The 25,234-nt window shown below is 72.2% G+C and carries 27 protein-coding genes and 1 tRNA gene; 16 read left to right on the top strand and 12 right to left on the bottom strand.

What is annotated here, in order from left to right:
• The first annotated feature begins 330 nt into the window (after nt 1-330).
• Entirely contained in the window at nt 331-1,218 is an 888-nt protein-coding gene (locus ADK52_RS27235) for a hypothetical protein (protein WP_053692478.1), read from the top strand.
• A 49-nt stretch (nt 1,219-1,267) separates the two neighbouring features.
• On the opposite strand, the gene ADK52_RS27230 is transcribed toward ADK52_RS27235, so the two are convergent.
• Nucleotides 1,268-2,086 (bottom strand): VOC family protein, encoded by an 819-nt coding sequence (locus tag ADK52_RS27230; protein WP_053692477.1) that lies wholly within the window; start codon nt 2,084-2,086, stop codon nt 1,268-1,270.
• Nucleotides 2,087-2,228: 142 nt separating this feature from the next.
• Here ADK52_RS27230 and ADK52_RS27225 point away from each other — a divergent pair, with 142 nt between their 5' ends.
• Nucleotides 2,229-2,825 (top strand): HhH-GPD-type base excision DNA repair protein, encoded by a 597-nt coding sequence (locus tag ADK52_RS27225; protein WP_053692476.1) that lies wholly within the window; start codon nt 2,229-2,231, stop codon nt 2,823-2,825.
• On the opposite strand, the gene opcA is transcribed toward ADK52_RS27225, so the two are convergent.
• Together opcA and ADK52_RS27215 are read right to left on the bottom strand one after the other, a co-directional pair.
• Entirely contained in the window at nt 2,822-3,766 is a 945-nt protein-coding gene (opcA, locus tag ADK52_RS27220) for a glucose-6-phosphate dehydrogenase assembly protein OpcA (protein ID WP_053692475.1), read from the bottom strand. The two genes, ADK52_RS27225 and opcA, sit on opposite strands and share 4 nt — an antisense overlap.
• 112 nt (nt 3,767-3,878) lie before the next feature.
• Entirely contained in the window at nt 3,879-5,471 is a 1,593-nt protein-coding gene (locus tag ADK52_RS27215) for a helicase HerA-like domain-containing protein (protein ID WP_053692474.1), read from the bottom strand.
• Between the two features lie 88 nt (nt 5,472-5,559).
• Between ADK52_RS27215 and ADK52_RS27210 the strand changes: the two genes are divergently transcribed.
• Nucleotides 5,560-5,859 carry a type II toxin-antitoxin system VapB family antitoxin gene (locus ADK52_RS27210; protein ID WP_030160221.1) on the top strand — a complete coding sequence of 100 codons (300 nt, stop codon included), beginning with the start codon at nt 5,560-5,562 and terminating at the stop codon, nt 5,857-5,859.
• Between the two features lie 152 nt (nt 5,860-6,011).
• Nucleotides 6,012-6,674, top strand: a complete 663-nt coding sequence (locus tag ADK52_RS27205) for a LytR C-terminal domain-containing protein (RefSeq protein ID WP_078988634.1) — start codon at nt 6,012-6,014, stop codon at nt 6,672-6,674.
• A gap of 70 nt (nt 6,675-6,744) precedes the next feature.
• On the opposite strand, the gene upp is transcribed toward ADK52_RS27205, so the two are convergent.
• Nucleotides 6,745-7,380 carry a uracil phosphoribosyltransferase gene (gene upp / locus ADK52_RS27200; RefSeq protein WP_030160225.1) on the bottom strand — a complete coding sequence of 212 codons (636 nt, stop codon included), beginning with the start codon at nt 7,378-7,380 and terminating at the stop codon, nt 6,745-6,747.
• Between the two features lie 236 nt (nt 7,381-7,616).
• On the opposite strand from upp, the gene ADK52_RS27195 reads away from it, so the two are divergent.
• From ADK52_RS27195 to ADK52_RS43965, 10 genes are all read left to right on the top strand, one after another.
• On the top strand, nt 7,617-8,573 hold the full coding sequence (locus ADK52_RS27195) for a universal stress protein (protein WP_063783950.1): 957 nt from the start codon (nt 7,617-7,619) through the stop codon (nt 8,571-8,573).
• Nucleotides 8,574-8,700: 127 nt separating this feature from the next.
• Nucleotides 8,701-8,895 carry a hypothetical protein gene (locus tag ADK52_RS27190; protein WP_053692472.1) on the top strand — a complete coding sequence of 65 codons (195 nt, stop codon included), beginning with the start codon at nt 8,701-8,703 and terminating at the stop codon, nt 8,893-8,895.
• Nucleotides 8,896-9,216: 321 nt separating this feature from the next.
• Nucleotides 9,217-9,762: a hypothetical protein gene (locus tag ADK52_RS27185; protein WP_053692471.1), complete on the top strand. Its 546-nt coding sequence runs from the start codon at nt 9,217-9,219 to the stop codon at nt 9,760-9,762.
• Between the two features lie 62 nt (nt 9,763-9,824).
• Nucleotides 9,825-10,253 (top strand): tRNA adenosine(34) deaminase TadA, encoded by a 429-nt coding sequence (tadA, locus tag ADK52_RS27180; protein ID WP_053692497.1) that lies wholly within the window; start codon nt 9,825-9,827, stop codon nt 10,251-10,253.
• Nucleotides 10,254-10,310: 57 nt separating this feature from the next.
• Nucleotides 10,311-10,395: transfer RNA gene (locus tag ADK52_RS27175), tRNA-Ser, on the top strand.
• A gap of 173 nt (nt 10,396-10,568) precedes the next feature.
• Nucleotides 10,569-10,856, top strand: coding sequence for a hypothetical protein (locus ADK52_RS27170; RefSeq protein WP_053692470.1), 288 nt, complete (start codon nt 10,569-10,571; stop codon nt 10,854-10,856).
• Nucleotides 10,857-11,265: 409 nt separating this feature from the next.
• Nucleotides 11,266-11,427, top strand: coding sequence for a hypothetical protein (locus ADK52_RS42565; RefSeq protein WP_159046037.1), 162 nt, complete (start codon nt 11,266-11,268; stop codon nt 11,425-11,427).
• A 221-nt stretch (nt 11,428-11,648) separates the two neighbouring features.
• Entirely contained in the window at nt 11,649-12,491 is an 843-nt protein-coding gene (locus ADK52_RS27165; protein WP_078988636.1) for an RNA polymerase sigma factor SigF, read from the top strand.
• A gap of 220 nt (nt 12,492-12,711) precedes the next feature.
• On the top strand, nt 12,712-13,578 hold the full coding sequence (locus tag ADK52_RS27160; RefSeq protein ID WP_053692469.1) for an RNA polymerase sigma factor SigF: 867 nt from the start codon (nt 12,712-12,714) through the stop codon (nt 13,576-13,578).
• A 412-nt stretch (nt 13,579-13,990) separates the two neighbouring features.
• Entirely contained in the window at nt 13,991-14,389 is a 399-nt protein-coding gene (locus ADK52_RS43965) for a hypothetical protein (RefSeq protein WP_234344258.1), read from the top strand.
• Nucleotides 14,390-14,557: 168 nt separating this feature from the next.
• Here the strand turns inward: ADK52_RS43965 and ADK52_RS27150 are convergent, their stop codons facing one another.
• Nucleotides 14,558-14,791: a hypothetical protein gene (locus ADK52_RS27150; protein ID WP_053692468.1), complete on the bottom strand. Its 234-nt coding sequence runs from the start codon at nt 14,789-14,791 to the stop codon at nt 14,558-14,560.
• Nucleotides 14,792-14,930: 139 nt separating this feature from the next.
• Here ADK52_RS27150 and ADK52_RS27145 point away from each other — a divergent pair, with 139 nt between their 5' ends.
• On the top strand, nt 14,931-15,410 hold the full coding sequence (locus ADK52_RS27145; RefSeq protein ID WP_053692467.1) for a MarR family winged helix-turn-helix transcriptional regulator: 480 nt from the start codon (nt 14,931-14,933) through the stop codon (nt 15,408-15,410).
• Nucleotides 15,411-15,424: 14 nt separating this feature from the next.
• Nucleotides 15,425-17,125 (top strand): MDR family MFS transporter, encoded by a 1,701-nt coding sequence (locus tag ADK52_RS27140; RefSeq protein WP_053692466.1) that lies wholly within the window; start codon nt 15,425-15,427, stop codon nt 17,123-17,125.
• Nucleotides 17,126-17,197: 72 nt separating this feature from the next.
• Here ADK52_RS27140 and ADK52_RS27135 read toward each other — a convergent pair whose 3' ends face one another.
• From ADK52_RS27135 to ADK52_RS27105, 7 genes are all read right to left on the bottom strand, one after another.
• The gene (locus tag ADK52_RS27135; RefSeq protein WP_053692465.1) at nt 17,198-17,875 is read right to left on the bottom strand and encodes a TetR/AcrR family transcriptional regulator; all 678 of its coding nucleotides are present in this window, start codon (nt 17,873-17,875) and stop codon (nt 17,198-17,200) included.
• 90 nt (nt 17,876-17,965) lie between these two features.
• Nucleotides 17,966-20,209 carry an ArnT family glycosyltransferase gene (locus ADK52_RS27130; protein ID WP_053692464.1) on the bottom strand — a complete coding sequence of 748 codons (2,244 nt, stop codon included), beginning with the start codon at nt 20,207-20,209 and terminating at the stop codon, nt 17,966-17,968.
• Nucleotides 20,206-21,474, bottom strand: coding sequence for a bifunctional glycosyltransferase family 2/GtrA family protein (locus tag ADK52_RS27125; RefSeq protein ID WP_053692463.1), 1,269 nt, complete (start codon nt 21,472-21,474; stop codon nt 20,206-20,208). Before ADK52_RS27125 ends, ADK52_RS27130 begins: the two co-directional genes overlap by 4 nt.
• Nucleotides 21,475-21,499: 25 nt before the next feature.
• Nucleotides 21,500-23,107: a sensor histidine kinase gene (locus ADK52_RS27120; protein WP_078988635.1), complete on the bottom strand. Its 1,608-nt coding sequence runs from the start codon at nt 23,105-23,107 to the stop codon at nt 21,500-21,502.
• A gap of 11 nt (nt 23,108-23,118) precedes the next feature.
• Nucleotides 23,119-23,886 (bottom strand): response regulator transcription factor, encoded by a 768-nt coding sequence (locus tag ADK52_RS27115; protein ID WP_053692462.1) that lies wholly within the window; start codon nt 23,884-23,886, stop codon nt 23,119-23,121.
• A gap of 88 nt (nt 23,887-23,974) precedes the next feature.
• Nucleotides 23,975-24,853, bottom strand: a complete 879-nt coding sequence (locus tag ADK52_RS27110) for an amidohydrolase family protein (protein WP_053692461.1) — start codon at nt 24,851-24,853, stop codon at nt 23,975-23,977.
• Nucleotides 24,837-25,175: an antibiotic biosynthesis monooxygenase family protein gene (locus ADK52_RS27105; protein WP_053692460.1), complete on the bottom strand. Its 339-nt coding sequence runs from the start codon at nt 25,173-25,175 to the stop codon at nt 24,837-24,839. The genes ADK52_RS27110 and ADK52_RS27105 overlap by 17 nt, the downstream gene beginning before the upstream one ends.
• Nucleotides 25,176-25,234 lie beyond the last annotated feature (59 nt).

Here is a 25,234-nt window from a genome sequence, read left to right as displayed (position 1 = left end):
CCGTCACTCCCGTTGAGGCAGTCTCGACAGCTTTGGACAAAGTCGTGGACATACGTGCGGGCCGCTCGCGCCGCCGGGTAGCGGCCGGGCGCGACCCGGCGCGCCACGACGCTTTTCTTTTGCAAGAACCAAGAGAAAGAACTCCAGCCCTGCCTCTCCAGCCTCCCCGGAGCGCCACTCACTCACACGGGTGAACTGTCCCAACTCAGCTGGATTTCATGCCGGTTGCCCGGCATATGCTCGCCGCGACAACTTCCAGGCACAGGACGGCCCCCGCCGGGACTCGCAATCCCGACGAGGGCCTGACCACGAGAAGGATCCAACTTCCCGATGGCTTTCCAGCACTCTAACGCGCCCTCACGCGGCGCGTACGGCGTTCAACACGCCAACGTCCGGCAGACCCGCAATTTCACCGTCGTGAGCAACGACCTGATCCGGCATCCCCACCTGTCGATGCAGGCGCGGGCCCTCGGTACGTACATCCAGTCGGTGCCCCCGGGCACCCCGGTCGGCGTGAAAGCCCTGGCCAGGCAGCTGCCCCTCGGGGAGAGCGCGATCGCCAAGGCGCTGCGCGAGCTGGAGGCGTACGGGTACCTCAGGCGGCTCCCGGAGAAGCTCCCGGACGGGCGGATCGTCACCCGTACGGTGTTCTACAACGAGCCGAAGGCCGTCACCCCACCCGTGCGGAACCCCGAGCGGAACCCCGAGCGGAACCCTGAGCGGAAGCCGGAACCCGCCCCGGAACCGGAACCTGCCCCGGAGCCCGAACCCGCTCCCGCCCCCGCGCCCGACCCGGCACCGCCGCCGCAGCAGCCCCCGGCGGCCCTCCCGGCGCCCCGCAACCCCGACAACCCGGCCCGTCGGCAGCTGGCCGAGGAGATCCTGGCGGAGCTCCGCCGGGTCGATCCGCGCCTGCTCCTCGGCGCCCGGGACGTCCAACGCCTCGCGGGCGGCGTCGAGGCCTGGCTGGAGCGCGGGGCCGACCACCCCGCGGTGACCAGCGCCTTGGCGGCGAACCTCCCGGACCGCCCCCGCAACCCGGCGGGCCTGATCGCCCACCGCCTCAGGACCCAGCTCCCGCCCTTCCTGGCCCCCATCCGGCGCGGCCCGGCATTCGTCCCGCCGGACCCCTTCCAGACCTGCGAGAAATGCGACCGCGCCTTCCGCGCCCCGACCCCCGGCACCTGCAAGGGCTGCACCCCCGTATTGACGACGTAGGTGGGCGGGGCCGCCCGTCGGGTGGCCCCGCCCCGCCCGGAGGGGTCGGCTACGCGTCCGACATCTTCGGCATCTCGCCCGTCGTCTTCGACATGTCGATGACGGCGAACGCCGCGCCCTGCTGGTCCGTCACCGCCGCGAAGCGGCCGAAGGGGCTGTCCATCGGGCCGAAGTGGAGCTTGCCGCCGTGCTTCTTGGCCTTGGCCACGGCCTCGTCGCAGTCCGGGACCGAGAAGTAGACCTGGATGTACGGGGGGATCTCGGGCGGGAACTCGTCGCCCATGCTCATCCGGCCGAGGACCGGGTTCCCGCTGCCGCCGACGCTGAAGATCTTGAAGTCCATCCCCGCCGCCTCCGGGTCCTCGCCGGGCTCCATCTTCTGGGCGGAGTACGGGAAGACCTTCGAGAGGAAGCCGTCCGCCTTGGCCGGGTCGCGGGTGAAGACCTCCGCCCAGGCGTAGGCGCCCGGCTCGCCGATCTTCTCGAAGCCCTTGTGCTCGCCCGGCTGCCAGACGCCGAAGACCGCGCCGCTCGGCTCCTTGGCGATCGCCATCGTGCCGAAGGTGCCGACCTGCATCGGCTCCATCATCAGCTCGCCGCCGGCCGACTTGATCTTCTCTGCGGTGGCCGACGCGTCGGGCGAGGCGAAGTACAGACACCACTGCGACGGGGCCTCGCCGCCCGGCATCGGCGGGACGACGGCCGCCACCGCCTTGCCGTCGGAGTAGGCCTGCGTGTAGTTGCCGTACTCGCTGGACGACTCACCGAAGGTCCAGCCCAGCACGTCGGAGTAGAAGGTCTTGGCGCCCTCCACGTCCTTGAACATCGCGTCCACCCAGCACGGAGCGCCTTCCGGGAACTCAGCCATGATCGATCGACTCCTGTGTCCTCGTACGTGTGTCGTGGTTTGTGTCGTGGTTTGTGTCATGGGTCGCTTTTGCGCGGTTCTCACGCTAGGGCCGCGGTGCGCCGACCGCGCGGGGAAGGCGGCCGCGCGGGAGGCTGGATCCATGGACATCACGATGCGGCTGGCCCAGCAGCCGGAGGCCGACGAGCTCCTCGGCCGCAGCCCGCTCGCCGCGCTCGTCGGCATGCTGCTCGACCAGCAGGTGCCGATGGAGTGGGCGTTCTCGGGCCCGTACACGATCGCCCGCCGGATGGGGGCCGACGATCTGGACGCGCACGCCATCGCCGCCCAGGACCCCGAGGCCTTCGCCGCGCTGCTCTCCGAGAAGCCGGCCGTGCACCGCTACCCCGGGTCGATGGCCAAGCGGGTACAGCAGCTGTGCGCGTACCTGGTGGAGCACTACGACGGGGACGCGGAGGCCGTCTGGCGGGACGTACGGACCGGGGACGAGCTGCTGAAGCGGCTCAGGGAACTGCCCGGGTTCGGCGAGCAGAAGGCCCAGATCTTCCTGGCGCTGCTGGGCAAGCAGCTCGGCGTACGGCCCAAAGGGTGGCGCGAGGCGGCCGGCGGCTACGGCCCGGCGAACGTCTACCGCTCGGCGGCGGACATCACCGGGCCGGAGTCCCTGGCCAAGGTGCGGGCGCACAAACAGGAGATGAAGGCCGCCGCCAAGGCCGCCAAGGCGGAGAAGGACGCCTAGGTCGTGGCCACGCCCGAAGCCGGGGCCGGGGCCGGAGGCTTGCGGAGCGCCGACGCGTAGACCTCGTCCGCGTCGAGGCGGCGCAGCTCCTCCGAGATCAGCTCGGCCTTGCTGCGGATCTTCAGGGCCACCTTGCGGTCGGGGCTGCCCGGCAGCATCAGCGTGGCCAGCGCCCCGTCCGGGCGGTCCACCGTGATCTCGCCCGCCGCGGTCGCCAGCCGGACCCGGGTGATCACGGGCCCGTCCGTGGTGACCCGCTCCACCGGCACCCCGAGCCGGTCCCCCAGCCAGCGCGCCAGCAGCTCGGCGCTCGGGTTGTCGGCCTCGCTCTCCACCGCCGCGCCCGTCACCGGCAGCGGCTTCTGGTCCATCGCGGCGGCCAGCAGCGCCCGCCACGGCGTCAGCCGGGTCCAGGCGAGGTCGGTGTCCCCGGGGGCGTACGCGGCGGCCTGCCGGTCCAGTACCGCCACCGGGTCGGCAACGGCCTCCGCGTCCGTGATCCGGCGCTGCGCGAGCGCGCCGAGGGGATCGCGCGCCGGGTCGGCGGGGGCGTCGGCCGGCCACCACACCACCACCGGCGCGTCCGGCACCAGCAGCGGGAGGACCACGGAGCCCGCCTGCCCGGTGAGCGCACCGTGCAGCCGCAGCAGCACGATCTCCCCGGTCCCGGCGTCCGATCCGACCCGCAGCTCGGCGTCGAGCCGGGTCGGGCGGAGCTTGTGCGAGCCGCGCGAGGTGCGCTTGATCACCACGATGATGCGGCAGGGGTGTTCGCGGGAGGCCTCCGAGGCCGCGCGGACGGCGTCGTACGCGTTCTCCTCGTCGGTGGCGATGACGAGCGTCAGCACCAGGCCCATCGTGGGACTGCCGATGGCCCGGCGGGCGTCGAGCAGGGCCCGGTCGATCTTGCTGGACGTGGTGTCCGTGAGTTCGGTCCGCATGGGGCGAAGTCTGTCAGCGCCGAAGCCCCCGGCGGCACCCCGGCGGCGGATCCGGCCGCCGGAATCCGTCACGTACGCCGGGCGGGCAGCACGCCGGAGACGGCCCCGGCCCTCATCTGCGCCGCTTCGCCGTCCCGAAGAGCGACCGCGAGATCTCCCGCCCCAACTGGGTCCCGACCGACCGGGCCAGCGAGCGGAACAGCCCGCTCCCCACCACCTGCTGGGCGAGCGACGGATCGGGCTTCGGGTTGCTGCGCGCCGCCTTCGCGGCCTCCTTGGCCTGCTTGTCGGCCTGCTTCTCGGCTTCCGCCGCGGCTGCGGCCGCCTCCGCCGCCGCCTCGGCCGCAGCCTGCTCGGCGCTGATCTTCTCGTACGCCGACTCGCGGTCGACGGGCTGCGCGTACCGCGCGTAGAGGAGCGAGGACTTCACCGCCGCGTCGAGGGCGGCCGCGTCGATCGGGCCCATCAGCGACTGCGGGGCGCGCAGCCGGGTGGCCGCCACCGGGGTCGGGGCGCCCTTCTCGCTGAGTACGGTGATCACCGCCTCGCCCGTCCCGAGCTGGGTCAGCAGCTCCTCCAGGTCGTACGCGGAGTTGGGGAAGGTCTTCACGGTGGCCTTCAGCGCCTTCGCGTCGTCCGGGGTGAAGGCGCGCAGCGCGTGCTGCACCCGGTTGCCGAGCTGCGCGAGCACGTCCGCCGGCACGTCCTTGGGGGTCTGCGTCACGAAGAAGACGCCGATGCCCTTCGAGCGGATCAGCCGCACGGTCTGGGTGATGGACTCCAGGAACGCCTTCGAGGCGCCGTTGAACAACAGGTGGGCCTCGTCGAAGAAGAAGACGAGCTTCGGCCGCTCCAGGTCCCCGACTTCCGGCAGGTCGCCGTAGAGGTCGGCCAGCAGCCACATCAGGAAGGTGGAGAAGAGCTGCGGCTTGTCCTGGACCGCCGGGAGTTCCAGTACGGAGACCAGCCCGCGCCCGTCGGCGGCCGTCCGCAGGAATTCGCCGGTATCGAATTCCGGCTCGCCGAAGAACTCTGAGGCGCCCTGCTGTTCGAAGGCGGTCAGGGCGCGCAGGATCACCCCCGCCGTCACCGTGGACAGCCCGCCGATGCCCTTGAGCTCGGCTTTCCCCTGGTCGGAGGTGAGGAAGGCGACGACCGCCCGCAGGTCCTTGAGGTCGATCAGCTCCAGTCCCTTGGCGTCGGCGTAATGGAAGATCAGGCCGAGCGACTGCTCCTGGGTCTGGTTGAGCTGGAGCACCTTCGACATGAGCACCGGGCCGAAAGCCGTCACGGTGGCCCGTACCGGAATGCCCGGTCCGATCCCGCCCAGCGAATAGAACTCGCTCGGGAATCCGGTCGCCTCCCACTGCTGGGCGACTTCCTTCGCCCGTTCCCCGGTCTTCTCGTTGGCCGTGCCCGGCACCGAAATCCCGGAGACGTCCCCCTTGATGTCGGCGAGGAACACCGGGACGCCGCCCGCCGACAGCTGCTCGGCGATGAGCTGGAGGGTCTTCGTCTTGCCGGTGCCGGTGGCGCCCGCGACCAGGCCGTGGCGGTTGAGCATCGACAGCGGGATGCGGATCTGCCGCTCCGGCAGGCAGGCGCCGTCCCAGAGCAGGGCACCCAGTTCGAGCGCGGGTCCGGTGAAGGCGTACCCGGCGGCGATCTGGTCCGCCGGGGACGCGGGGTCGGTGCTCTCGCTCATACATCACTCCCGAAATAGCCCTGCCTGCCACTTTTGCACCGGCTTGGCAAGGCTGCGCCCGCAGGCACCGGCCCGGTAGGCTTTCCGTGTGATCTTCAAGCGCATCGGAAACGGGCGGCCGTACCCCGACCACGGCAGGGAAACCACCCGGCAGTGGGCGGATGTCGCCCCGCGCCCGGTCCGGCTCGACCAGTTGGTGACGACCAAGGGGCAGCTGGACCTCGAAACGCTGCTCGCCGAGGACTCGACGTTCTACGGGGACCTCTTCGCCCACGTCGTGAAGTGGCAGGGCGACCTGTACCTGGAGGACGGGCTGCACCGCGCCGTGCGCGCGGCCCTGCAGCAGCGCCAGGTGCTGCACGCGCGCGTACTCGAAATGGACTACTGAGCCGGAACACGCCGTAGCCGAGCCCGAGAAACGCTCCTTCCCGGGCGCCGCTTGGGTTTCCGGTTCGCCAGAATTGCGCCTTTCGGGTCGGTCTTGCCCTATCAACAGATCATTTGGTGGGCATCACCGGCGGGCGGTATTACGCTGCGCCCATGAGCATGCTCACTCCCCCCGGCATGGGCGGAAAGTACCGCGTCACGGGAGCGGCCTACCCCCGCATGAGGCGACCGCGGCGCCGCCGCCGCATCGTCTTCACCGTGCTCGGAGCAGTCCTCGGTCTGGCCCTGCTCGGCTACGGATCCGTGCAGCTCATGAACGTGTTCCGCGGCGAGGGCGGCACCGGTAAACACCAGAGCGCCGCGGGCAAGGACTGCGCCACCCCGAAGCCCAGGGCGGGCGCCGCGGCGGCCGCCAGCCCCGCCGCCGCCAAGCCGGCCGTGTCCCTGCCACAGCCCGGCGAGATCACGGTCAACGTCTACAACGCGACCCCGCGCGCCGGGCTGGCCAAGGCGGTCGGCGACGAGCTGAAGAAGCGCGGCTTCACGGTCGGCAAGGTCGGCAACGCACCCGCCGACTTCGACAAGAAGGTCCCCGGGACCGGGATACTGCTCGGCTCGCCCAAGACCGACAAGGCCGCCTTCTCCGTACTGGGCACCCAGCTCGAAGGCGACACGCTGCAGACCGACGCCCGCGAGGGCGCGGACATCGACCTGATCCTCGGCGACGCCTTCAAGGACCTCAGTCCGAAGGAGGCCGCGGACAAGGAGCTGTACCTGCTGGCCAACCCGCAGCCCGCACCCGCCAAGACCTGCTGAACGCGAAACGGCCGGCCGCCTCGGAAAGAGACGGCCGGCCGTTTCGTGCCGGCGGCGGGCCGGCGGGGTCCTACTCGGCCGAGCCGTACATGCGGTCGCCCGCGTCGCCCAGGCCCGGAACGATGTAGCCGTGCTCGTTGAGCCGCTCGTCCACCGCGGCCGTCACGACCGTCACCGGGGTACCCGCGAGATCGCGCTCCATGACCTCGACGCCCTCGGGCGCCGCCAGCAGCACCACGGCGGTGACGTCGTCGGCGCCGCGCTTGATCAGTTCCTGGATCGCCGCGACGAGCGTGCCGCCGGTGGCGAGCATCGGGTCGACGACGTAGACCTGCCGCCCGGAGAGGTCCTCCGGCATGCGCGTCGCGTACGTGGAGGCCTCCAGGGTCTCCTCGTTGCGGACCATGCCCATGAAGCCCACCTCGGCGGTCGGCAGCAGCCGCATCATGCCGTCCAGCATGCCGAGGCCGGCGCGCAGGATCGGCACGACCAGCGGGCGCGGGTGCGAGAGCTTCACGCCGGTGGTCGGGCCGACGGGCGTGACGATGTCGGCCTGCTCGGTGCGCACGTCGCGGGTGGCCTCGTACGCGAGGAGGGTCACCAGCTCGTCGGCGAGCCGACGGAAGGTGGGGGAGTCGGTGCGCTTGTCGCGCAGGGTGGTCAGTTTGTGCGCCACCAAGGGGTGATCGACGACCTGCAAACGCACAACATCCTCCAAGGCTCAGCTGCCGGGTTTCGACCTGCGACCTGCAAAAACGGCCGCACTTTTTCGCGACCCACGGTCAAAAGGCTACGCGGTGCGCGCACCCCCGTGCGTCCGAACCGGCGGCCGCGCCCACGGATCCGCTCCGGATGCCCTGCGGACGGCCCGCGGACGTCTTGCCGATCTCCTGCCGACGCCCTGCGGATGCGACCCGCCCGGGCGCCCAGCACGCTGGACTGATGAGCAACGCACCGGTGGTCGCGGCGGTCGACGGATCCGAGCACAGCCTCAGAGCGCTGGAATGGGCGCGGACCGAGGCGCTCCGGCACGGCACCGCGCTCGTGGTCGCGCACGTGCTGCCCGACAGCGCCCAGCTGTACGCGGCGCGCCGCTCCTCCCTCGCCGACCCCTCGCAGCCGCAGGAGTACGCCGACCCCGTCGGCGAAGACGTACAGGCGATCCTCGCCCGGGCCGCCGAACTGCCGGCCGAGGTGCGGTACGAGTCGCTGGAGGGCTCCGTGCCCGAGGCCCTGCGGATGACCGGGGAGGACTCCCGGATGCTGGTGATGGGCTCCCGGGGCCGCGGCGGCTTCGCGGCCCTGCTGCTCGGCTCGAACAGCCGCGCCGTGGCCTCGACGGCGGCGTGCCCGGTGGTGGTGGTCCCGCACGCGGCGCGCAGCGCCGAGGCCGAGGCAGGGGCAGGGGCAGGGGCCGGGCCGTCCGGCGGGCGCGTGGTGCTCGGCCTGCACGCCGCGGAGACGGCGGACGACGTGGTCGCCTTCGCCTTCGCGGAGGCGGCCGCACGGGGGACCACCGTCCAGGTGGTCTCGGCGTACGCGATCCCGCCGGCGCCGACCATGATGGTGGACAACCCCTTCCAGGTGATCCCGCCCGAGGGCCTGGCCGACGACGGGAACGCGGTGCCGGCGGAGCGGGAGATGCTGCGCTCCCAGACGGAGCGGCTGGAGCCGTTCCGGGCCCGGTGGCCGCAGGTGCCGGTGGAGCAGGCGGCGGTACCGGGCGACGCGGCGGAGCGTCTGGTGACGGCCTCCCGGTCGGCGGCCCTGGTGGTGGTGGGCCGCCACCACCCGCGGCGCAGCGTCGGGTCCCTGATGATCGGCTCGGTGGCCCACGCGGTGCTCCACCACGCGCACGGCCCGGTGGCGGTGGTCCCGACGCTGCCGGACGGCCCGTAGCGCCGCAGCAACCCTTCTGAGCTGCGAAGGGGTGGCATCAATCGCCCCATCCGGGGGAAGGTGGGGTGCGGGGGGTCTGCTTCGCGCCGGCGGAGGAGGACGACCGGACCAGCCGGGGTGGTGGCGGATGCCCGACACGCAGCCGAGCCGAGAGAACGACACGCCGCAGCAGCCGGAGACGGCGGCGCAGCGCAGGGCGCGCCGCGCGCAGTTCCTGCGCGACCTGATGGAGGCGCAGGCGCTGCGCGACCGCGTCCAGCCCCGCCGCGCCCGCGCGGCCCGCATGCGCCAGCAGATGCGCATGCGCACGTTCCGCTGGTGACCGCCCACGGCCCCGGCGGCGTTCGGGGGGTGGGCCCGCCCGCGAGCGGGGCGCCCGGGCGGCGCCGCGCCGAGGAGCCGGCCGGGATCCCGTGCGTGCCGCGAGGCTGCCGCAGCGCGCCGCGGCGGCCCCCGTACAACCCGCTGAGCGCACGGCGCGGAACGACGCAAGCGCCGAAGACCTCTCGCAAAGCCGCGCTTTCTGCCACGATGCCGATTGGGCGGGGCACGAAACGGCGAGCAGGACAGCCGTTCCAACCCTCCCCACCTCCGGCCGGGGGGACCTCCAACCGGCACGCCTATGACCAGTGGGAGAGTCACGGTGTATTTCGCCGCACTGCTCGCGCGCACCGAAGACGGGTGGGAAGCGAGCGACATGGAACTCGACGACGTCGAGTCCCTGAGTGATCTGATCGATCTCGCCCGTGCCGCCGCTGTCGACGACGACACGGTGGTCGCCCTCATCGAGCAGGAGGACGCCTGGTTCGGCGTCGTCCGCGTGGACGGCGAGGAGGACCCGCGGTACTTCGTATCGAACGCCTCCGCGGCCTCCCGCAGCTCCTACGGCTCGATGCTGACCGACGAGCTGCTGGGCAGCGACGAGGAGGACGACGAACTCGACGAACTGGACCTGGACGGCACCGAGGACGGCGAGGAGGACACGATCGCCGCGTTCGCCGGTGCCGACGACGAGGACGAGGAGGACTCGCCCGGCGCGGAACCGGTACCCGCCGGCCCGCTCGGCGACCCCCGGCTGCTGGACGACCTCGGCGTCAGCAACAAACAACTGATGACCCTCGACGGGGACGCCCTCTCGGAGATCGCCGAGTCCCTCGGCGCCACCGAGGTGCTGGAGGCCGTCCGCTAGTGATCACCACGCACCACCCCACGCACGGCCCCGATCCCGTACGGGACCCGTGGCGGGACTCCATGCGCCTGGCGCTCCAGGAGGCCGCCCGGGCGGTGCCGGCCGGCGACGTGCCGGTCGGCGCCGTCGTGCTGGGCCCGGACGGAGAGCTCCTCGCCACCGGGTACAACGAGCGCGAGGCCACCGGCGACCCCACGGCGCACGCCGAGGTGCTGGCGCTGCGCCGGGCGGCCGCCCGGCTCGGGCAATGGCGGCTCCAGGGGTGCACCCTCGTGGTGACCCTGGAGCCGTGCGTGATGTGCGCGGGCGCGCTCGTGCAGTCGCGGGTGGCCCGGGTCGTCTACGGCGCCGACGACGAGAAGGCGGGTGCCGCGGGGTCGCTCTGGGACCTCGTACGGGACCGCAGGCTCAACCACCGCCCGGAGGTGATCCGCGGCGTGCTCGCGCAGGAGTGCGCGCGGCAGCTGACGGACTTCTTCCGCGACCGCTGAGGGGGCTCGGCGGTACCGATTTCATTTGATGCCGATCCTTAGGCTAGGATCCATCTCGGTAGTGTGTCCGAGTGGCCGAAGGAGCTCGCCTCGAAAGCGAGTATGGGGCAACCCATCGGGGGTTCAAATCCCTCCACTACCGCTTCGTTCGAGAGCCCCGCCCCGCAAGGGACGGGGCTCTCGGCGTTTTCCCGGCTCGTCCGCGTCATCCGCCGCGTCACGTGCCGGCACATGTCGGCACGTCCCAGCACGTCCCGACGCGTCTTTACGGATGACGGCCGCGTGACCGGTGCCCCGCTCGGCCGTTGTCACGGCATGACCAAGACCCAGCGCATGCTCGCCGCCTTCGCCCTCGCGGGGGCCGCAGCGGGCCTCGCCGCTCCCGCCGCCTCCGCCGCCCCCGCGGCCCCGATCACCCTCCCGGACCTGCCGCAGGCCGCCCCGGGCATGCCCCAGGGGGCCACGCCCGGTTCCGTCCAGGAGATCGGCGGGAAGCTCAACGAGCTGGACAAGCTCGGCCGCCTGACGGAGCTGCCGAACGACCTGGCACCCGTCATCGCCCCCGTCGAGCCCGTCCTGGGCCTGCTCGGCGCCATCCAGTAGCCGAGAGGCCGGCCGGGACAGCCCCGGAAAGCCCCGGCGAGCCGCGAAGAAGCCGCAGAACCCGAAGAAGGCCCCGACCGGGGTCGGGGCCTTCGACGTACGGGCGGGGGAAGTGGCATCGGGGGGACAAACCACTTCCCCCGACGAGGACGGAACCTGCCAGTCCGAACCGCAGTCAGGGGGAAGCTTGCGGCTCGGACCCCGCAGTGAGGTCCTGTCCCTCACCCACCGATTTCCTGCCAGAACCGGTGGGCTCGTCTTCAATACTGCGCCACCCCCGCCCTTCCGTACTTCGGCAAAGGACCCGGACCGCCGGGTCATTGGTCCATAAAGGCCTGGTGAGTGTCCGAAGACGAACGGTTAGACTCACCGGACTTAGCAGGACCGGTTGGGGAGGCCGACACCGCTCGTGGACACCAAGAAGATGATCATGGGTGGGCTCGTCGTGTTCGTGCTCTTCGTGATCATCACCCAGCCGGTCAAGGCGGCCGACATCGTCAAAATAGGCTTCCAGGGCATATCGGACGCGGCCCACGGCATCGGCGCGTTCATGACCGAATTGGTGCGCTGAACCCGTACGCTGACGCGGCCTTCCGAACGACCGGCCCCCCACTCCGACGGGTGGGGGGCTTTCGCGTTCCCGCGCGCCCCGCAATACCCTCGCCCAAAACACCCCATTATGCCCAACTTGCCCTCAACACGGCGATATACGGTGCTTGCACACAGTGCACATGTCTTGTGATGCTATGACCGCTTTTGACGGATGAGTTGACATGAAGGGGTGGCGTGACCGTGCCGGCCAGTACTGCGCCTCAGGTGCCACCCCAGCAGGAGCCCCCTGAAGAGCCTCCAGCGCCCCCGAGACCGCAGAGCCGGGGCGCGGACACCCGGGCCCTCACCCAGGTCCTGTTCGGCCAGCTGAAGGGCCTTCAGCCGGGTACGAGCGAGCACCACCGGGTGCGCGGGGCCCTCATCGAGGCGAACCTTCCGCTCGTCCGGTACGCGGCCGCCCGCTTCCGCAGCCGCAACGAGCCGATGGAGGACGTGGTCCAGGTCGGCACGATCGGCCTCATCAACGCGATCGACCGGTTCGACCCGGACCGCGGGGTGCAGTTCCCGACGTTCGCCATGCCCACGGTGGTGGGCGAGATCAAACGGTACTTCCGCGACAACGTCCGCACCGTCCACGTACCGCGCCGGCTCCACGAGCTGTGGGTCCAGGTGAACGCGGCGACCGAGGACCTCACCACCCTGCACGGGCGCACGCCCACCACGCCCGAGATCGCCGAGCGGCTGCGGATCACCGAGGACGAGGTGCTGTCCTGCATCGAGGCCGGCCGCAGCTACCACGCCACCTCACTGGAGGCGGCCCAGGAGGGCGACGGGCTGCCGGGGCTGCTGGACCGCCTCGGCTACGAGGACCCGGAGCTGGCCGGGGTCGAGCACCGCGACCTCGTCCGCCACCTCCTCGTACAGCTGCCCGAGCGTGAACAAAGGATCCTGCTGCTGCGGTACTACAACAATCTGACGCAGTCCCAGATCAGCGCGGAGCTCGGCGTGTCCCAGATGCACGTCTCGCGACTGCTCGCCCGCAGCTTCGCCCGGCTCCGGTCCGCAAACAGGATCGAGGCGTAGCTGGAACGGGTGGAGCTCGCTCCGCCGTATCCCCACAGAATGGGCTCATTCCGCTCTGTCGCTGGAGATATATGTCGACTTGGCGCTACAGCGTGTTGCCGACATGTGACATTCTGCTGGAACCGCGTTTGCCGCAGCCCCGCCTCCGGTATTCAGGTGGAGGCTGCGTTCCTCCGACGGGCGCGCCGTACGCGACCGTCCGCGACCTCAAGGGGGTGGCATGTCCGTAGACCAGGGCAGCTCCAAGGTGCTCACGCTCGAAAAGAGCGAAGCGCCGGCAGCACTCGCAGCACCTGTCGTGCCTGCAGCGCCTGTCCGCTCGGAAGCCATCGACACCCGCACCCTCTCCCGCTCCCTCTTCCAGCGACTTGCCGCCCTGGACGCGGACAGCCCCGAACGGGCGTACGTACGCGACACCCTGATCGAGCTGAACCTGCCGCTGGTGCGGTACGCGGCCGCCCGCTTCCGCAGCCGCAACGAGCCGATGGAGGACATCGTCCAGGTCGGCACGATCGGCCTGATCAAGGCGATCGACCGGTTCGACTGCGAACGCGGCGTGGAGTTCCCGACGTTCGCGATGCCGACCGTCGTGGGCGAGATCAAACGATTCTTTAGGGACACTTCCTGGTCCGTGCGCGTCCCGCGCCGCCTCCAGGAGCTGCGCCTCGCCCTCACCAAGGCCAGCGACGAGCTCGCCCAGAAGCTCGACCGCTCGCCGACGGTGCCGGAACTGGCCGCCGTACTCGGGGTGTCGGAGGAGGACGTCGTCGACGGCCTCGCCGTGGGCAACGCGTACACCGCCTCCTCGCTCGACTCGCCCTCTCCCGAGGACGAGGGCGGCGAGGGCTCGCTCGCGGACCGGCTCGGGTACGAGGACACCGCACTGGAGGGCGTCGAGTACCGCGAGTCGCTCAAGCCGCTGCTCGCCAAACTCCCGCCCCGGGAACGGCAGATCATCATGCTGCGGTTCTTCGCGAACATGACGCAGTCGCAGATCGGCGAGGAGGTCGGCATCTCCCAGATGCACGTCTCCCGGCTGCTGACGCGCACGCTGGCACAGCTGCGGGTGGGCCTGATCGGGGAGTAGCCGCGGACGAGGGGTTCACAGCTGACGCAGAGTCAGTAAAACTACGGCGATGCGAGTGGACCGCCGAACGCTCACGCTCATCACCCTGTGCTGCTCTCTGGCCGCCGCATGCCTGACGGGATGCGGCGGCCCGGCACGTGACGGCTACGCGGCCGCGGGCGCCGTGGCCCCGGGCCCGGAACGCCGGGCGGGCGACAACGTACCGCCGCGGTCCCCCGTGGAGCTCCGGCAGCTGGGCGACGGCCCGCCCCCCTCGACGGGGAGTACGGGGAGCACGGGAAGCACGGGAAGCACAGGGAGTACAGGGAGTACGTCGCCCGGTGCCCCGGACCCGCAGGGCCCCGCGGCCTCCGCCCAAGGCGGATCGACGACCAACGCGCCCGGGACCGCCCGGCCGCCCCAGCCCCCGCCGGTGCAGGGCCCGCCGACGTCGGCCCCTCCGGCACCGGTCCCGCCGGGCTCGAAACCGCCCGGACCCGCTCCGGGGACGACGCCCCCGGGCACTCCGGCGCAGCTGACCCTGGGCCCGCCCGTCCGCGCCCAGGCGGCGGACCGCTGGTGCGAGAAGGTCACGCTGGCGTTCACCAACACGGGAACGAAACCGGCCACGTCCGGAACGGTCACGTTCTCGACGCACATCATCGGCGCGCTGGGCATCGACTGGGCCACCATCACCACGACCCAGCCCCTGCCCGCGCCGATCCCCGGGGGCACGGCGAAGACGCAGACCTACACGGTCTGCGTCGAATCCTGGCGGGTCCCCCTGGGCATGCACGTGGAGACCCAGAAGGCGACGGCCACCTGGAGCTGACGGCGCCGGGGCGAATCCGGCATCCGCCGGGGAGCCGCACCGGCCCCAGGCCCCGGCCCATGCCCGGCCGCAGCCGCACCGGCACGGCCCGGCACGTGGCACGGCATGGAGCTGCCCGGCGTGGCGCTGCCCGGCGTGGCCGGCCCGGTCACGCCGCGCCGCGGCAGGCTACAGAGCCAGCCAGGCCACCACTCCGATCAGGACCAGGGCGGCGATCCCCACGCCCAGCCACAGCCCGGCCTTCGACCCCGAGCCCTGCGCGGCCTGCCGCCGCCGAGATCCCTGCACCGCGGGCCCCTGCCCGGTCGGCGCCGCCTCTTCGACGAACGCCCGGAACATCTGAGTGCTGCCCGCGGGGTCGTAGTTGCCCTCGGGGCCCTGTGAGTTGTGGTTCGCAGCCATGCCTCAGGACCCTAGCGGGTTTTCCGATTCCTTTACCGCCCCCACCCCCCCATTCATTTGCCTGTAGCAACCAATCGCTTCTATGGTTGCCCTAAGCAACAACATCGAGAAGTACGAGGAAAGAGAGGGGGGAGCCCCCATGACCACCGAAACCCAGACGCTGCACGCGCCACCCGCACCACCGGCGCCGCCCGCGGCACACACCCCCACCAGCCGCTACGAGGAGCTGGCCCGCCAGCTCACCGGCATCGGCGCCGTCAAGCGCGACCTGGCCCGCCTGCTCCCCCCGGACTGCCCGCCGGGCTCCGCCGCCGTCCTCACCCTGCTCGACCGCCACGGCGAAATGCGGCTCAGCCGCCTCGCCGACCTCATGGCCATCGACATCTCGGTGACCAGCCGCCACGTCGCCCACGTCGCCGACCGCGGGTGGATCACCCGCGACATCGACCCCGGCGACGGCCGCTGCCGCATCCTGCGCCTCACCCCGGCCGGGCACGCCCTCCTCGCCGAGCTGGGCGCCCGCTACACCGGCGCACTGGAGAAGGCCCTGGCCGACTGGTCCCCCCACGACATCGACGTACTCAACACCTTGCTGACCCGGCTCCGATCGAGCTTCTAGACAAAAGGAACCACATGGCGACCACCGCACCCACCGGTGTGCAGGGAGGCAGCCGGTCGGAGACCACGTCCGACCCCGCGTCCCCCTCCGGCTCCGGCTCCCCCGCCCCCATGACCCACCCGCAGATCATGAAGGCGCTGTCCGGGCTGATGCTCGGCATGTTCGTGGCGATCCTGTCGTCCACGATCGTCTCCAACGCCCTGCCCCAGATCATCAGCGACCTCGGCGGCACGCAGTCCTCGTACACCTGGGTCGTCACGGCCGCCCTGCTGTCGATGACCGCCGCCACCCCGCTCTGGGGCAAGCTGTCCGACCTCTTCAGCAAGAAGCTGCTGGTCCAGATATCCCTGGTGATCTACGTCCTCGGCTCCGTGGTCGCGGGCCTGTCCCAGAACACCGGCATGCTGATCGCCTGCCGCGTCGTCCAGGGCATCGGCGTCGGCGGCCTCTCCGCCCTCGCCCAGATCGTGATGGCCGCGATGATCTCGCCGCGCGAGCGCGGCCGGTACAGCGGCTACCTCGGCGCGGTCTTCGCCGTCGCCACCGTCGGCGGCCCGCTGCTCGGCGGCGTCATCACCGACACCTCGTGGCTCGGCTGGCGCTGGTGCTTCTACGTCGGCGTGCCGTTCGCGATCATCGCCCTGATCGTCCTCCAGCGGACCCTGCACCTCCCGGTCGTCCGACGCGACGTCAAGGTCGACTGGCTCGGCGCGTTCCTGATCAGCGGGGCCGTGTCGCTGCTGCTGATCTGGGTCACGCAGGCCGGCGACTCGTACGACTGGATCTCCTGGACCACCGCGGCGATGACCGGCGGCGCCGTCGTGCTCGGCCTGCTCTTCCTCCTCGTCGAGTCCAAGGCGAGCGACCCGATCATCCCGCTGCGCCTGTTCCGCAACAAGACCATCACGCTCGCCTCGGCCGCCTCGCTGTTCGTCGGCATCGCGATGTTCTCGGGAACGGTGTTTTTCAGCCAGTTCTTCCAGTTGGCCCGCAACGAGTCCCCCACGATGTCCGGAATCCTCACGATTCCGATGATCGGCGGGCTCTTCGTCTCCTCCACGGTTTCCGGTCAGGTGATCACCAAGACCGGCAAGTGGAAGGCCTGGCTCGTCTCCGGCGGCGTCCTCCTGACGGCCGGCCTCGGGCTGCTGGGCACCCTGCGGTACGACACCCCGTACTGGCACATCGCGATCTACATGGCGCTGACCGGCCTCGGTCTCGGCATGATGATGCAGAACCTCGTCCTCGCCACGCAGAACCAGGTGGCCCCCGAGGACCTGGGCTCGGCCAGCTCGGTCGTCACCTTCTTCCGCTCGCTCGGCGGCGCCGTGGGCGTCTCGGCGCTCGGCGCGGTCATGGCCAACCGGGTCACCCACTACGTCAAGGACGGGCTGGCCGCACTCGGCCCGAAGGCGGCGGCGATGGGCCACGGCGGCACCGCCGGCGGCGGGATCCCCGACCTCGACAAGCTGCCCGCGCCGTTCCGCACGGTCGTCGAGTCCGCGTACGGGCACGGCGTCGGTGACGTCTTCTTCTACGCGGCGCCGTTCGCGCTGCTCTCGCTCGTCCTGGTGCTCTTCATCAAGGAGGTCGCCCTGAAGTCCAAGCCGGCCGCCCACGCCCCGACGGCGTCGGCATCCGCGGCGACGACTTCGGCATCGACTTCGGCATCGCCGGCTACAGCGACGGCGACGGCCGTGGCTCCGGCGGAATAGCGGCACCCAGCGGTACCCGCAGACCCCCGTCGGGCCGCCCCTCCCCTGGGAGCGGCGCCCGGCGGGGGTTTTCTACGCCCCCGGCCGGGCGGGCCCGGCCGGGGCGGGCCGGGCGGGGGCCTGCGCCTCGATGCCGGCGATCAGGACGTCGAGCGCGAGGACGAAGTCCCCGTCGGGCGCCCGCCGGGCGGCGCCCCCGCAGCCGTGCAGGAACTGCGACACCGCCAGGTGCGCGCCGGTCCGGCGGCCACCCGCCAGACCCGTGGCGTCGAGCACCCGCTGCAGGGCGGAGTCGAAGGCCCGCGCGTGCGGGCCGATGTTCGGGTACGCGGCCGTCAGCGGCGCCACCCACGGATGCTCCGCCAGCAGCCGCCGGTAGCCGCAGGCCAGCGACCGCAGCCGGCCGGGCCAGCCCTCGTGCGCCGGAGCGACCGGCTCGGTCGGGGCGGTGCGGGCGGTGCGGGTCAGCGGGAGCTCGCCCAGGGCCCGGTCCAGGGCGAGTTCGAGCAGATCGTGCTTGGTGTCGACGTACCAGTACAGGGACATCGCGGTGACCCCGAGCCCGGCCGCGAGCCGCCGCATCGAGAACCGGGCCAGCCCCTCGGCGTCGAGCAGCCGGACGGTGGCTCCGGTGATCCGGTCCCGGTCGAGACCGGAGGGCGCCTCACTGCGGCGCCTCGCGGGTGCGCTGTGCCCGGGGGCCAGCCACACGCTGGTCCGGGTATCGCCGGGATCGGCCGCGGTCACCATGGAGGCACCCTCCTCACAACAGCTGGACCAGCCCGGAATGCCCGGTCCGCCCACTTGATGCTAGAGGGTGCCTCTCGCGTTTCGGCGGGTTCAGGACGGGGCGGACGTGCCGTTCAGGGGGGCGGTCAGGTCGTAGAGGGTGGCGCCACCGACCGTCGTGGACCGGTAGTTGGCCTGGATCCAGCTCGTGATGGCGCTGCTGGTGCCGCCGCCGGGGCCACCGCCCTGGCCGCCGCGCGCCGCCTGTCCGGTCTGTCCCTCGCCACCCGCGCGGGCGCCCTCGCCGATGAAGTAGTGGATCTTGCCGGAGCGCACGTACTCCTGGAACCGGGCCAGCGTCGGTGACGGGTCGCTGCCGTTGAACCCGCCGATCGGCATCACCGGCTCGCCCGAGGCCAGCTGGTAGCTCGCCGCGTTCTGCGCCCCGACGGCCGCTGCCGCCCAGGTGTACTTCCCCGCGTCCTTGCGCAGGGCCGCCGTGGCCTCCGTACTGGCCTTCGTACCGCCCAGCAGGCCGCCGAAGCCACCGCCACCTCCGCCGGGGCCGCCCGCGGAGTTCCCCGCCCCGCGTGCACCGCGCGCCCCGGCGGCCCCCTGACCGCCCGGGAACCCCTGGCCGCCGGGGAAGCCCTGGCCGCCCTGGCCGCCGGGGAACTGGCGGGGCCCGCCCTGCGGAGCGCCGCCCTGCTGCCCCTGCTGCGGGCCGCCCTGCAACGCCCCCTGCGGGGCCGTGCCCGGCGGGAATTCACCGCCGGGCAAGCGCATGCCCATGCCGCCCCGGCCGCCCGAGACCGCGGGCCCGGCCGTCACGATCGACCCGCCGCGCGTGGAGTCCGCCGTCGTCAGGCAGTACGCGAGCGGACCGGCCAGCGCGGCCGCCAGCCCCAGCCCCGCCGCGCCCAGCGCGAACCGGCGGCCGAGCCGGGCACCGAGCAGTAGCCCGGCGGCGGCGAGGAGACCGGCCACGAGGACGGTCCAGCGCAGCCACGGCAGGTATCCGGTGGCGCGGCCGAGCAGGACGTACGACCACCACGCGGTCAGTGCGAGGGTGCCCGACAGGGTGAGCGCGGCGGCCTTGCTGCCCCGCTCCTCCCACAGCATGGCCACGCCCATGCCGACCAGTGCGGCCACGAAGGGCGCCAGCGCCACGGTGTAGTACTCGTGGAAGATGCCCTGCATGTAGCTGAAGACGAGCGCCGTGATCAGCAGGGCGCCGCCCCATACCAGGAACGCGGCCCGGGCCATGCCCTCCAGGGAGTCGGCGGCCCGGCGGGCCCGCCAGGTGACCACGAGTCCGGCGACGAGCATGACGAGGGCCGCCGGGAGCAGCCAGGAGATCTGTCCGCCGATGTTGGCCGAGAACAACCGGTCGATGCCGGTCTCTCCCCAGCCTCCGCCGCCTCCGCCGCCACCCGGGCGGGCAGCACCGCCGCCGACACTGCCGGTCTCGTCACCGTTGATCCTGCCGAGCCCGTTGTAGCCGAGGGTGAGTTCCAGGAAGGAGTTGTTCTGCGAGCCGCCGATGTACGGGCGGGAGGACGCGGGCCAGAGTTCCACGATCGCCACCCACCAGCCGCCGGCCACGACCATGGCGGCTCCGGCGAGCAGCAGTTGACCGAGCCGGCGGCGCAGCCGGGTCGGCGCGCAGACCGCGTACACGAGGGCGAGCGGCGGCAGGATGACGAAGGCCTGGAGGGTCTTGGTCAGGAAGGCGAAGCCGACCGCGACACCCGCCCAGACGAGCCACTTGGTGTGGGCGCCGTCGAGGGCGCGCAGGACGCAGTACACGGTGACGGTCAGCAGCAGGGTGAGCAGCGCGTCCGGGTTGTTGAAGCGGAACATCAGCGCGGCGACCGGGGTGAGCGCGAAGACCGTGCCGCTGAGCAGTGCGGCCGCGGGCCCGAAGTGGCGGCGCACGGCGGCGTAGAGGACGGCGGTGGTGCCGACGCCCATCAGGGCCTGCGGGACCAGGATCTGCCAGCCGCCGAGTCCGAACAGCCGGACGGACAGGGCCATGGGCCACAGGGCGGCCGGGGGCTTGTCGACGGTGATGGAGTTCCCGGCGTCGGAGGAGCCGAAGAAGAAGGCCTTCCAGCTCTCGCTGCCCGCCTGTACGGCCGCGGAGTAGAAGGAGTTGGCGTAGCCGGAAGCGCCCAGGTTCCACAGCAGCAGGACGGCGGTGCCCAGCAGGAGCGCCACGTACGCGGGCCGCTCCCAGCGGGGGCGCCCTGCGCTCGCGGTACCGGCGGAAGCGCTCGGCGCGGAGGGAGCGCTCGGCGCGGTCGGGGCCCGTTCGGGGAACGGGGAGTCCATGGGTGGTACGGCCGTGGTCATCGGGTGTCGTCCTTCGCGGGAGTGGCGCGCCGCTCGGGGAAGACCCAGGCGCGGAAGAGCAGGAACCTCAGCACGGTCGCGGCGAGGTTGGCCGTGATCAGTACGGCCAGTTCGGTGCTGTGGGAGGGGTCGGCGGTGGCGGCGCCGAGGGCGGCGAGCGATCCGCTGGTCAGGGCCAGCCCGACGCCGAACACGACGAGGCCCTGGGCCTGGTGGCGTACGGCCCGGTCTCGGCCGCGGACCCCGAAGGTGAGCCGCCGGTTGGCGGCCGTGTTGGCGACGGCGGAGGCCAGCAGGGCGCCGGCGTTGGCGAGCTGCGGTCCGGCGCCGAGCCGGAAGAGGGAGTACAGGGCGAGGTAGGCGAGCGTGGACAGCACCCCGATGACGCAGAAGCCGAGGAGCTGGCGGGCCAGCCCGCGCGGCACTCCGGGCAGGGCGCTGCGGTCGCGCGGGTCGTCACCGAAGGGGCGGGCGAGCCGGTCGAGCGGCAGCGCGCCGACGGCCAGCGCCCGGCCCACCCGCCACATGCCCTTGAGGTCCTCGGTGGCGGTACTGACGATGTGGACGGTGGAGTCGGGGTCGTCCACCCAGTCCACCGGGACCTCGTGGATCCGCAGCCCGGCCCGCTCGGCGAGCACCAGCAGCTCGGTGTCGAAGAACCAGCCCGAGTCCTCCACCAGCGGCAGCAGCCGCTCCGCGACCTCCCGCCGGATGGCCTTGAACCCGCACTGGGCATCGCTGAAGCGGGCGGCGAGGGAGGAGCGCAGGAGCAGGTTGTAGGCGCGGGAGACGAACTCCCGCTTGGCGCCGCGCACCACGCGCGAGGAGCGGGCGAGGCGGGTACCGATGGCGAGGTCGGAGTGCCCGGAGATGAGCGGGGCGACCAGCGGCAGCAGCGCGTTGAGGTCGGTGGACAGATCCACGTCCATGTACGCGAGGACGGGCGCCTCGGAGCGGGACCAGACGGTCCGCAGGGCGCGGCCGCGGCCTTTCTCCTCCAGCCGGGTGCTGCGTACGCCGTCGACGGCGGCGGCGAGGCCGGCCGCGACCTCGGGGGTGCGGTCGGTGCTCGCGTTGTCGGCGATCGTGATGCGGAACGGGTACGGGAACGTACGGGTGAGGTGGTCGTGGAGCCGGCGCACGCACGGGCCGAGGTCCTTCTCCTCGTTGAAGACCGGGATCACCACGTCGAGTACGGGCTCGCCGGGCACGGGCGCGAGGTGCGCCCGTGCCGGAAGGGCGCCGGAGGAGGTGTCGGTTCGCATGGACCGACCCTCTCCGGGCGGGCTGTCACCGCTGTGTGGTGAGCCTGTGCCCCGTCTGTGAGTCGGTTTTCGAGTCCCTCTGTGAGTCCGTCTGTGAGTCCCTCCGGGGGCCCCGCTTCGGGGGCTGGTCCGGGGCGAGCGGGAGCAGTACCTCGAAGCGGGTGCGCCCCGGCTCGCTCTGCACGTCCACCCGTCCGCCGTGCGCCGTCACGACGGCCTCGACGATGGCCAGCCCCAGGCCGGTGGAGCCCGCGGCCCGGGAGCGGGAGGCATCGCCGCGGGCGAACCGTTCGAAGACGTGGGGGAGCAGGGCGGGCGGGATACCGGGCCCGTCGTCCTCGATCCGCAGCCGGACGGCGAATGTTTCACGTGAAACATGGGCGGTCACGGTGGTGCCGGGCGGGGTGTGCGTGCGGGCGTTGGCGAGCAGGTTGACCAGGACCTGCTGGATCCGGGCCGGGTCGGCGCGGATGGGCGCGGGCTCTTCGGGAAGCTCAAGGCGCCAGTGGTGCTCGGGTCCGGCGGCCCGGGCGTCGCTGACGGCGTCGACGACGAGCGGGGCGAGGTCGGTGTCGGCCGAGCTCAGCGGGCGGCCGGCGTCGAGCCGGGCGAGCAGGAGCAGGTCCTCGACGAGTCCGGTCATCCGGGTCGCCTCGGACTCGATGCGGCCCAGGGCGTGCCGGGTGTCGGGGCCGGGCTCCTCCCGTCCCCGGCGGGTCAGTTCGGCGTACCCGCGGATGGAGGCGAGGGGAGTCCGCAGCTCGTGGCTGGCGTCCGCGACGAACTGCCGTACCCGGGTCTCGCTCTGCTGGCGGGCCATGAGGGCGGAGGAGACGTGCCCCAGCATCCGGTTGAGTGCGGCGCCGACCTGGCCCACCTCGGTGCGGGGGTCGGCCTCGGCTTCCGGGACCCGCTCGTGGAGGGCGGGTTCCCCGCTGTGCAGGGGCAGTTCGGAGACGCGGGTCGCGGTGGCCGCCACCCGGCGCAGCGGGCGCAGGGCGACCCCGACCAGGGCCTGTCCGGCGAGGGAGGCCGCGATCAGCCCGGCGAGGGTGACGAAGACCTCGACGGCGATCAGTGTGCTCACGGTGGAGTCGACCTCGGCGAGCGGGAAGCCGAGGACGAGGCTTCCGTCCGGAGCGGTGAGCACCCGGTACGCGCCGAGGTCCGGCAGGTCCAGGTTCACGGGGACGGGCGTGCGGTGTGCGGCGGCCGTGCGGGCGGCTCGGGCCAGGGTCGCGGTCTGGGCCTCGGTGAGGCGCTGGATGTGGTCGTACCCGGGCCCGCCGACGGCGGCGCTGCGTGCCGTGCTGGCGACCGTGCCGTCGGCGAGCAGCCGGATCCCGGCGGCGCCCAGCGGGGAGCCGGGGGCCAGGACGAACTTGTCGTCCTTGTCGCGGATCACCTTCTCCCCGAGGGGCTTGCGGACGCCCATCTCGACCGAGACCCTCAGCTGGTCGTCGAGCTTGTCGACCAGGTACGAGCGCAGCGCGAGGGTGGTGACGGCTCCGATGGCCGTGCCCACCACGGCGATCAGCGCCACCGCCGAGACGACGAGCCGGGCCCGCAGGGACCAGGAGCGGACCGGGCGGAAGAGGCGGGGCGGGCGGAGGGCGCGAAGCGGCCGCGGCAGGCGGAGGGCCACTACTCGGCCGGCTTGATCAGGTAGCCGGCGCCGCGCCGGGTGTGGATCATCGGCGGGTAGCCGGGGCCGCTCTCCAGCTTGCGCCGCAGGTAGGAGATGTACAGCTCGACGACGTTGGCCTGGCCGCCGAAGTCGTACGACCACACCCGGTCCAGGATCTGCGCCTTGCTCAGCACGCGCCGCGGGTTGCGCATCAGGTAGCGCAGCAGCTCGAACTCCGTGGCGGTCAGGTGGATCTCCCGGCCGCCCCGGGACACCTCGTGGCTGTCCTCGTCGAGCCGCAGATCGCCGACGGCCAGGACGGAGCCCCCGCGGGCGGCCTGCGCCGCTCCCGAGCGGCGGACCAGGCCGCGCAGCCGGGCCACGACCTCCTCCAGGCTGAACGGCTTGGTGACGTAGTCGTCGCCGCCCGCCGTCAGGCCCGCGATGCGGTCCTCGACGGAGTCCTTGGCGGTCAGGAAGAGCACCGGGAGCTGCGGGATCTCCCGGCGCAGCTGCCCGAGGACGGCGAGTCCGTCCATGTCCGGCAGCATGATGTCGAGGACCACGACGTCCGGCCGGAACTCCCGCGCGGCCCGGACCGCGCCGGCCCCGTCGCCCGCACTGCGGACTTCGCATCCCTCGTAGCGCAGGGCCATGGAGAGCAGCTCCGAGAGCGAGGCCTCGTCGTCGACGACGAGCACCCGGCAGGGGCCGCCGTCGGGCCGGACGAGGGCCGTCGGGTTGCTGGTGGACGTGGACGCATGGGAGGTGGTCGTCGCAGTCATGCGGCCACGCTGGCCCCGGCCTCTGAGAGCGTTCTTGTCCCTACCTGTGAATTTCCTGAGAAACCCCGGGCGCCGCCCGGCCGGCCCCTCAGACCAGGCGGAACAGCCCGGCCCCGTTGTCGTGGCAGACCGCGCGCAGCCAGTCGTCGCCGAGGCCGAGCCGTTCCAGGGCCTCCAGCTGGTGCTCGTAGGGATAGGGGATGTTCGGGAAATCGGTGCCGAGCAGGATCCGGTCGCCGAGGTCCGCGAGCCGCCCGAGCTCCGGCTGCGGGAAGCCGCGGAACCGCTCGGAGAAGTCGGTGAAGGCCATGGTGGTGTCGAGGCGCACCTCGGCGTACCGGTCGGCGAGGTCCAGGAAGTCGGCGTACTCGGGCATGCCCATGTGCGCGACGATCAAGGGCAGCCGGGGGTGGCGGGCCAGCAGCCGGGCGACCGGCTCGGGTCCCGTGTACTTGGCCGGGACGGGCCCCGACCCGCAGTGGATCACGGTCGGGATGCCCGCCTCGGCGAGCAGCCCCCAGACCGGGTCGAGCCGGTCGTCGTTGGGGTCGTACCCGCCGACCTGGAGGTGCGCCTTGAAGACCCGGGCCCCGGCCTCGACGGCCTGCCGGACGTACGCCTCGGCCCCGTCCTCGGGGAAGAAGGTCGCGGTGTGCAGGCAGTCGGGGGTCCTGGCGGCGAAGCCGGCGGACCAGGAGTTGAGCCAGGCGGCCATCTCCGGCTTGTGCGGGTAGAGCATGGACGTGAAGGCCCGGACCCCGAACTCCCGCAGGAGCGCGACCCGCTGCTCCTCCTCGTGCCGGTAGGTGATGGGCCACTCGACGCCGTTCAGCGGTCCGAAGGCGTCGAAGTAGTCCCACACCTTCGCCAGGACCCGCTCGGGCATGAAGTGCGTGTGGACGTCCACCAGGGCGGGCAGCCCGAGCCGCTCCCGGAAGGCGCGGACCGCGTCAGCCGTTGCGGGCAAAGCCGTGGCTCCGCTCGACGGTCGCGACGTGCAGCGTGTAGCTCTCGTACCAGTCGGCGCGGCCCTTCTTCATGGCCGCCTGGTGCTCCAGGTCCTGCCGCCACTCGGCGAGGGACTCGTGGTCGCGGAAATAGGCGACGGTGATGCCGAGGCCGCCGGGGGTGCGGGCGGACTCGTAGCCGAGGAAGCCGGGGTTCGCGGCCACGATCTCCTTCATCCGGGCGAGGACTTCCGGGTATCCGGTGTCGTCAGGGGTGCGGACGTTGCTGAAAACCGCCATCACGTACGGCGGTTCGAAAGCGGGTACGGGCTGGATGCTCATGCCCACCACCCTCGGCGGCGGGCCCCGGGCATGTCCACCGGATAGGGGTCCGTGAGCCC

This window comes from Streptomyces sp. WM6372, from assembly GCF_001279655.1.
GTDB lineage: Bacteria > Actinomycetota > Actinomycetes > Streptomycetales > Streptomycetaceae > Streptomyces.
This window is presented reverse-complemented; position numbering and strand designations above follow the sequence as displayed.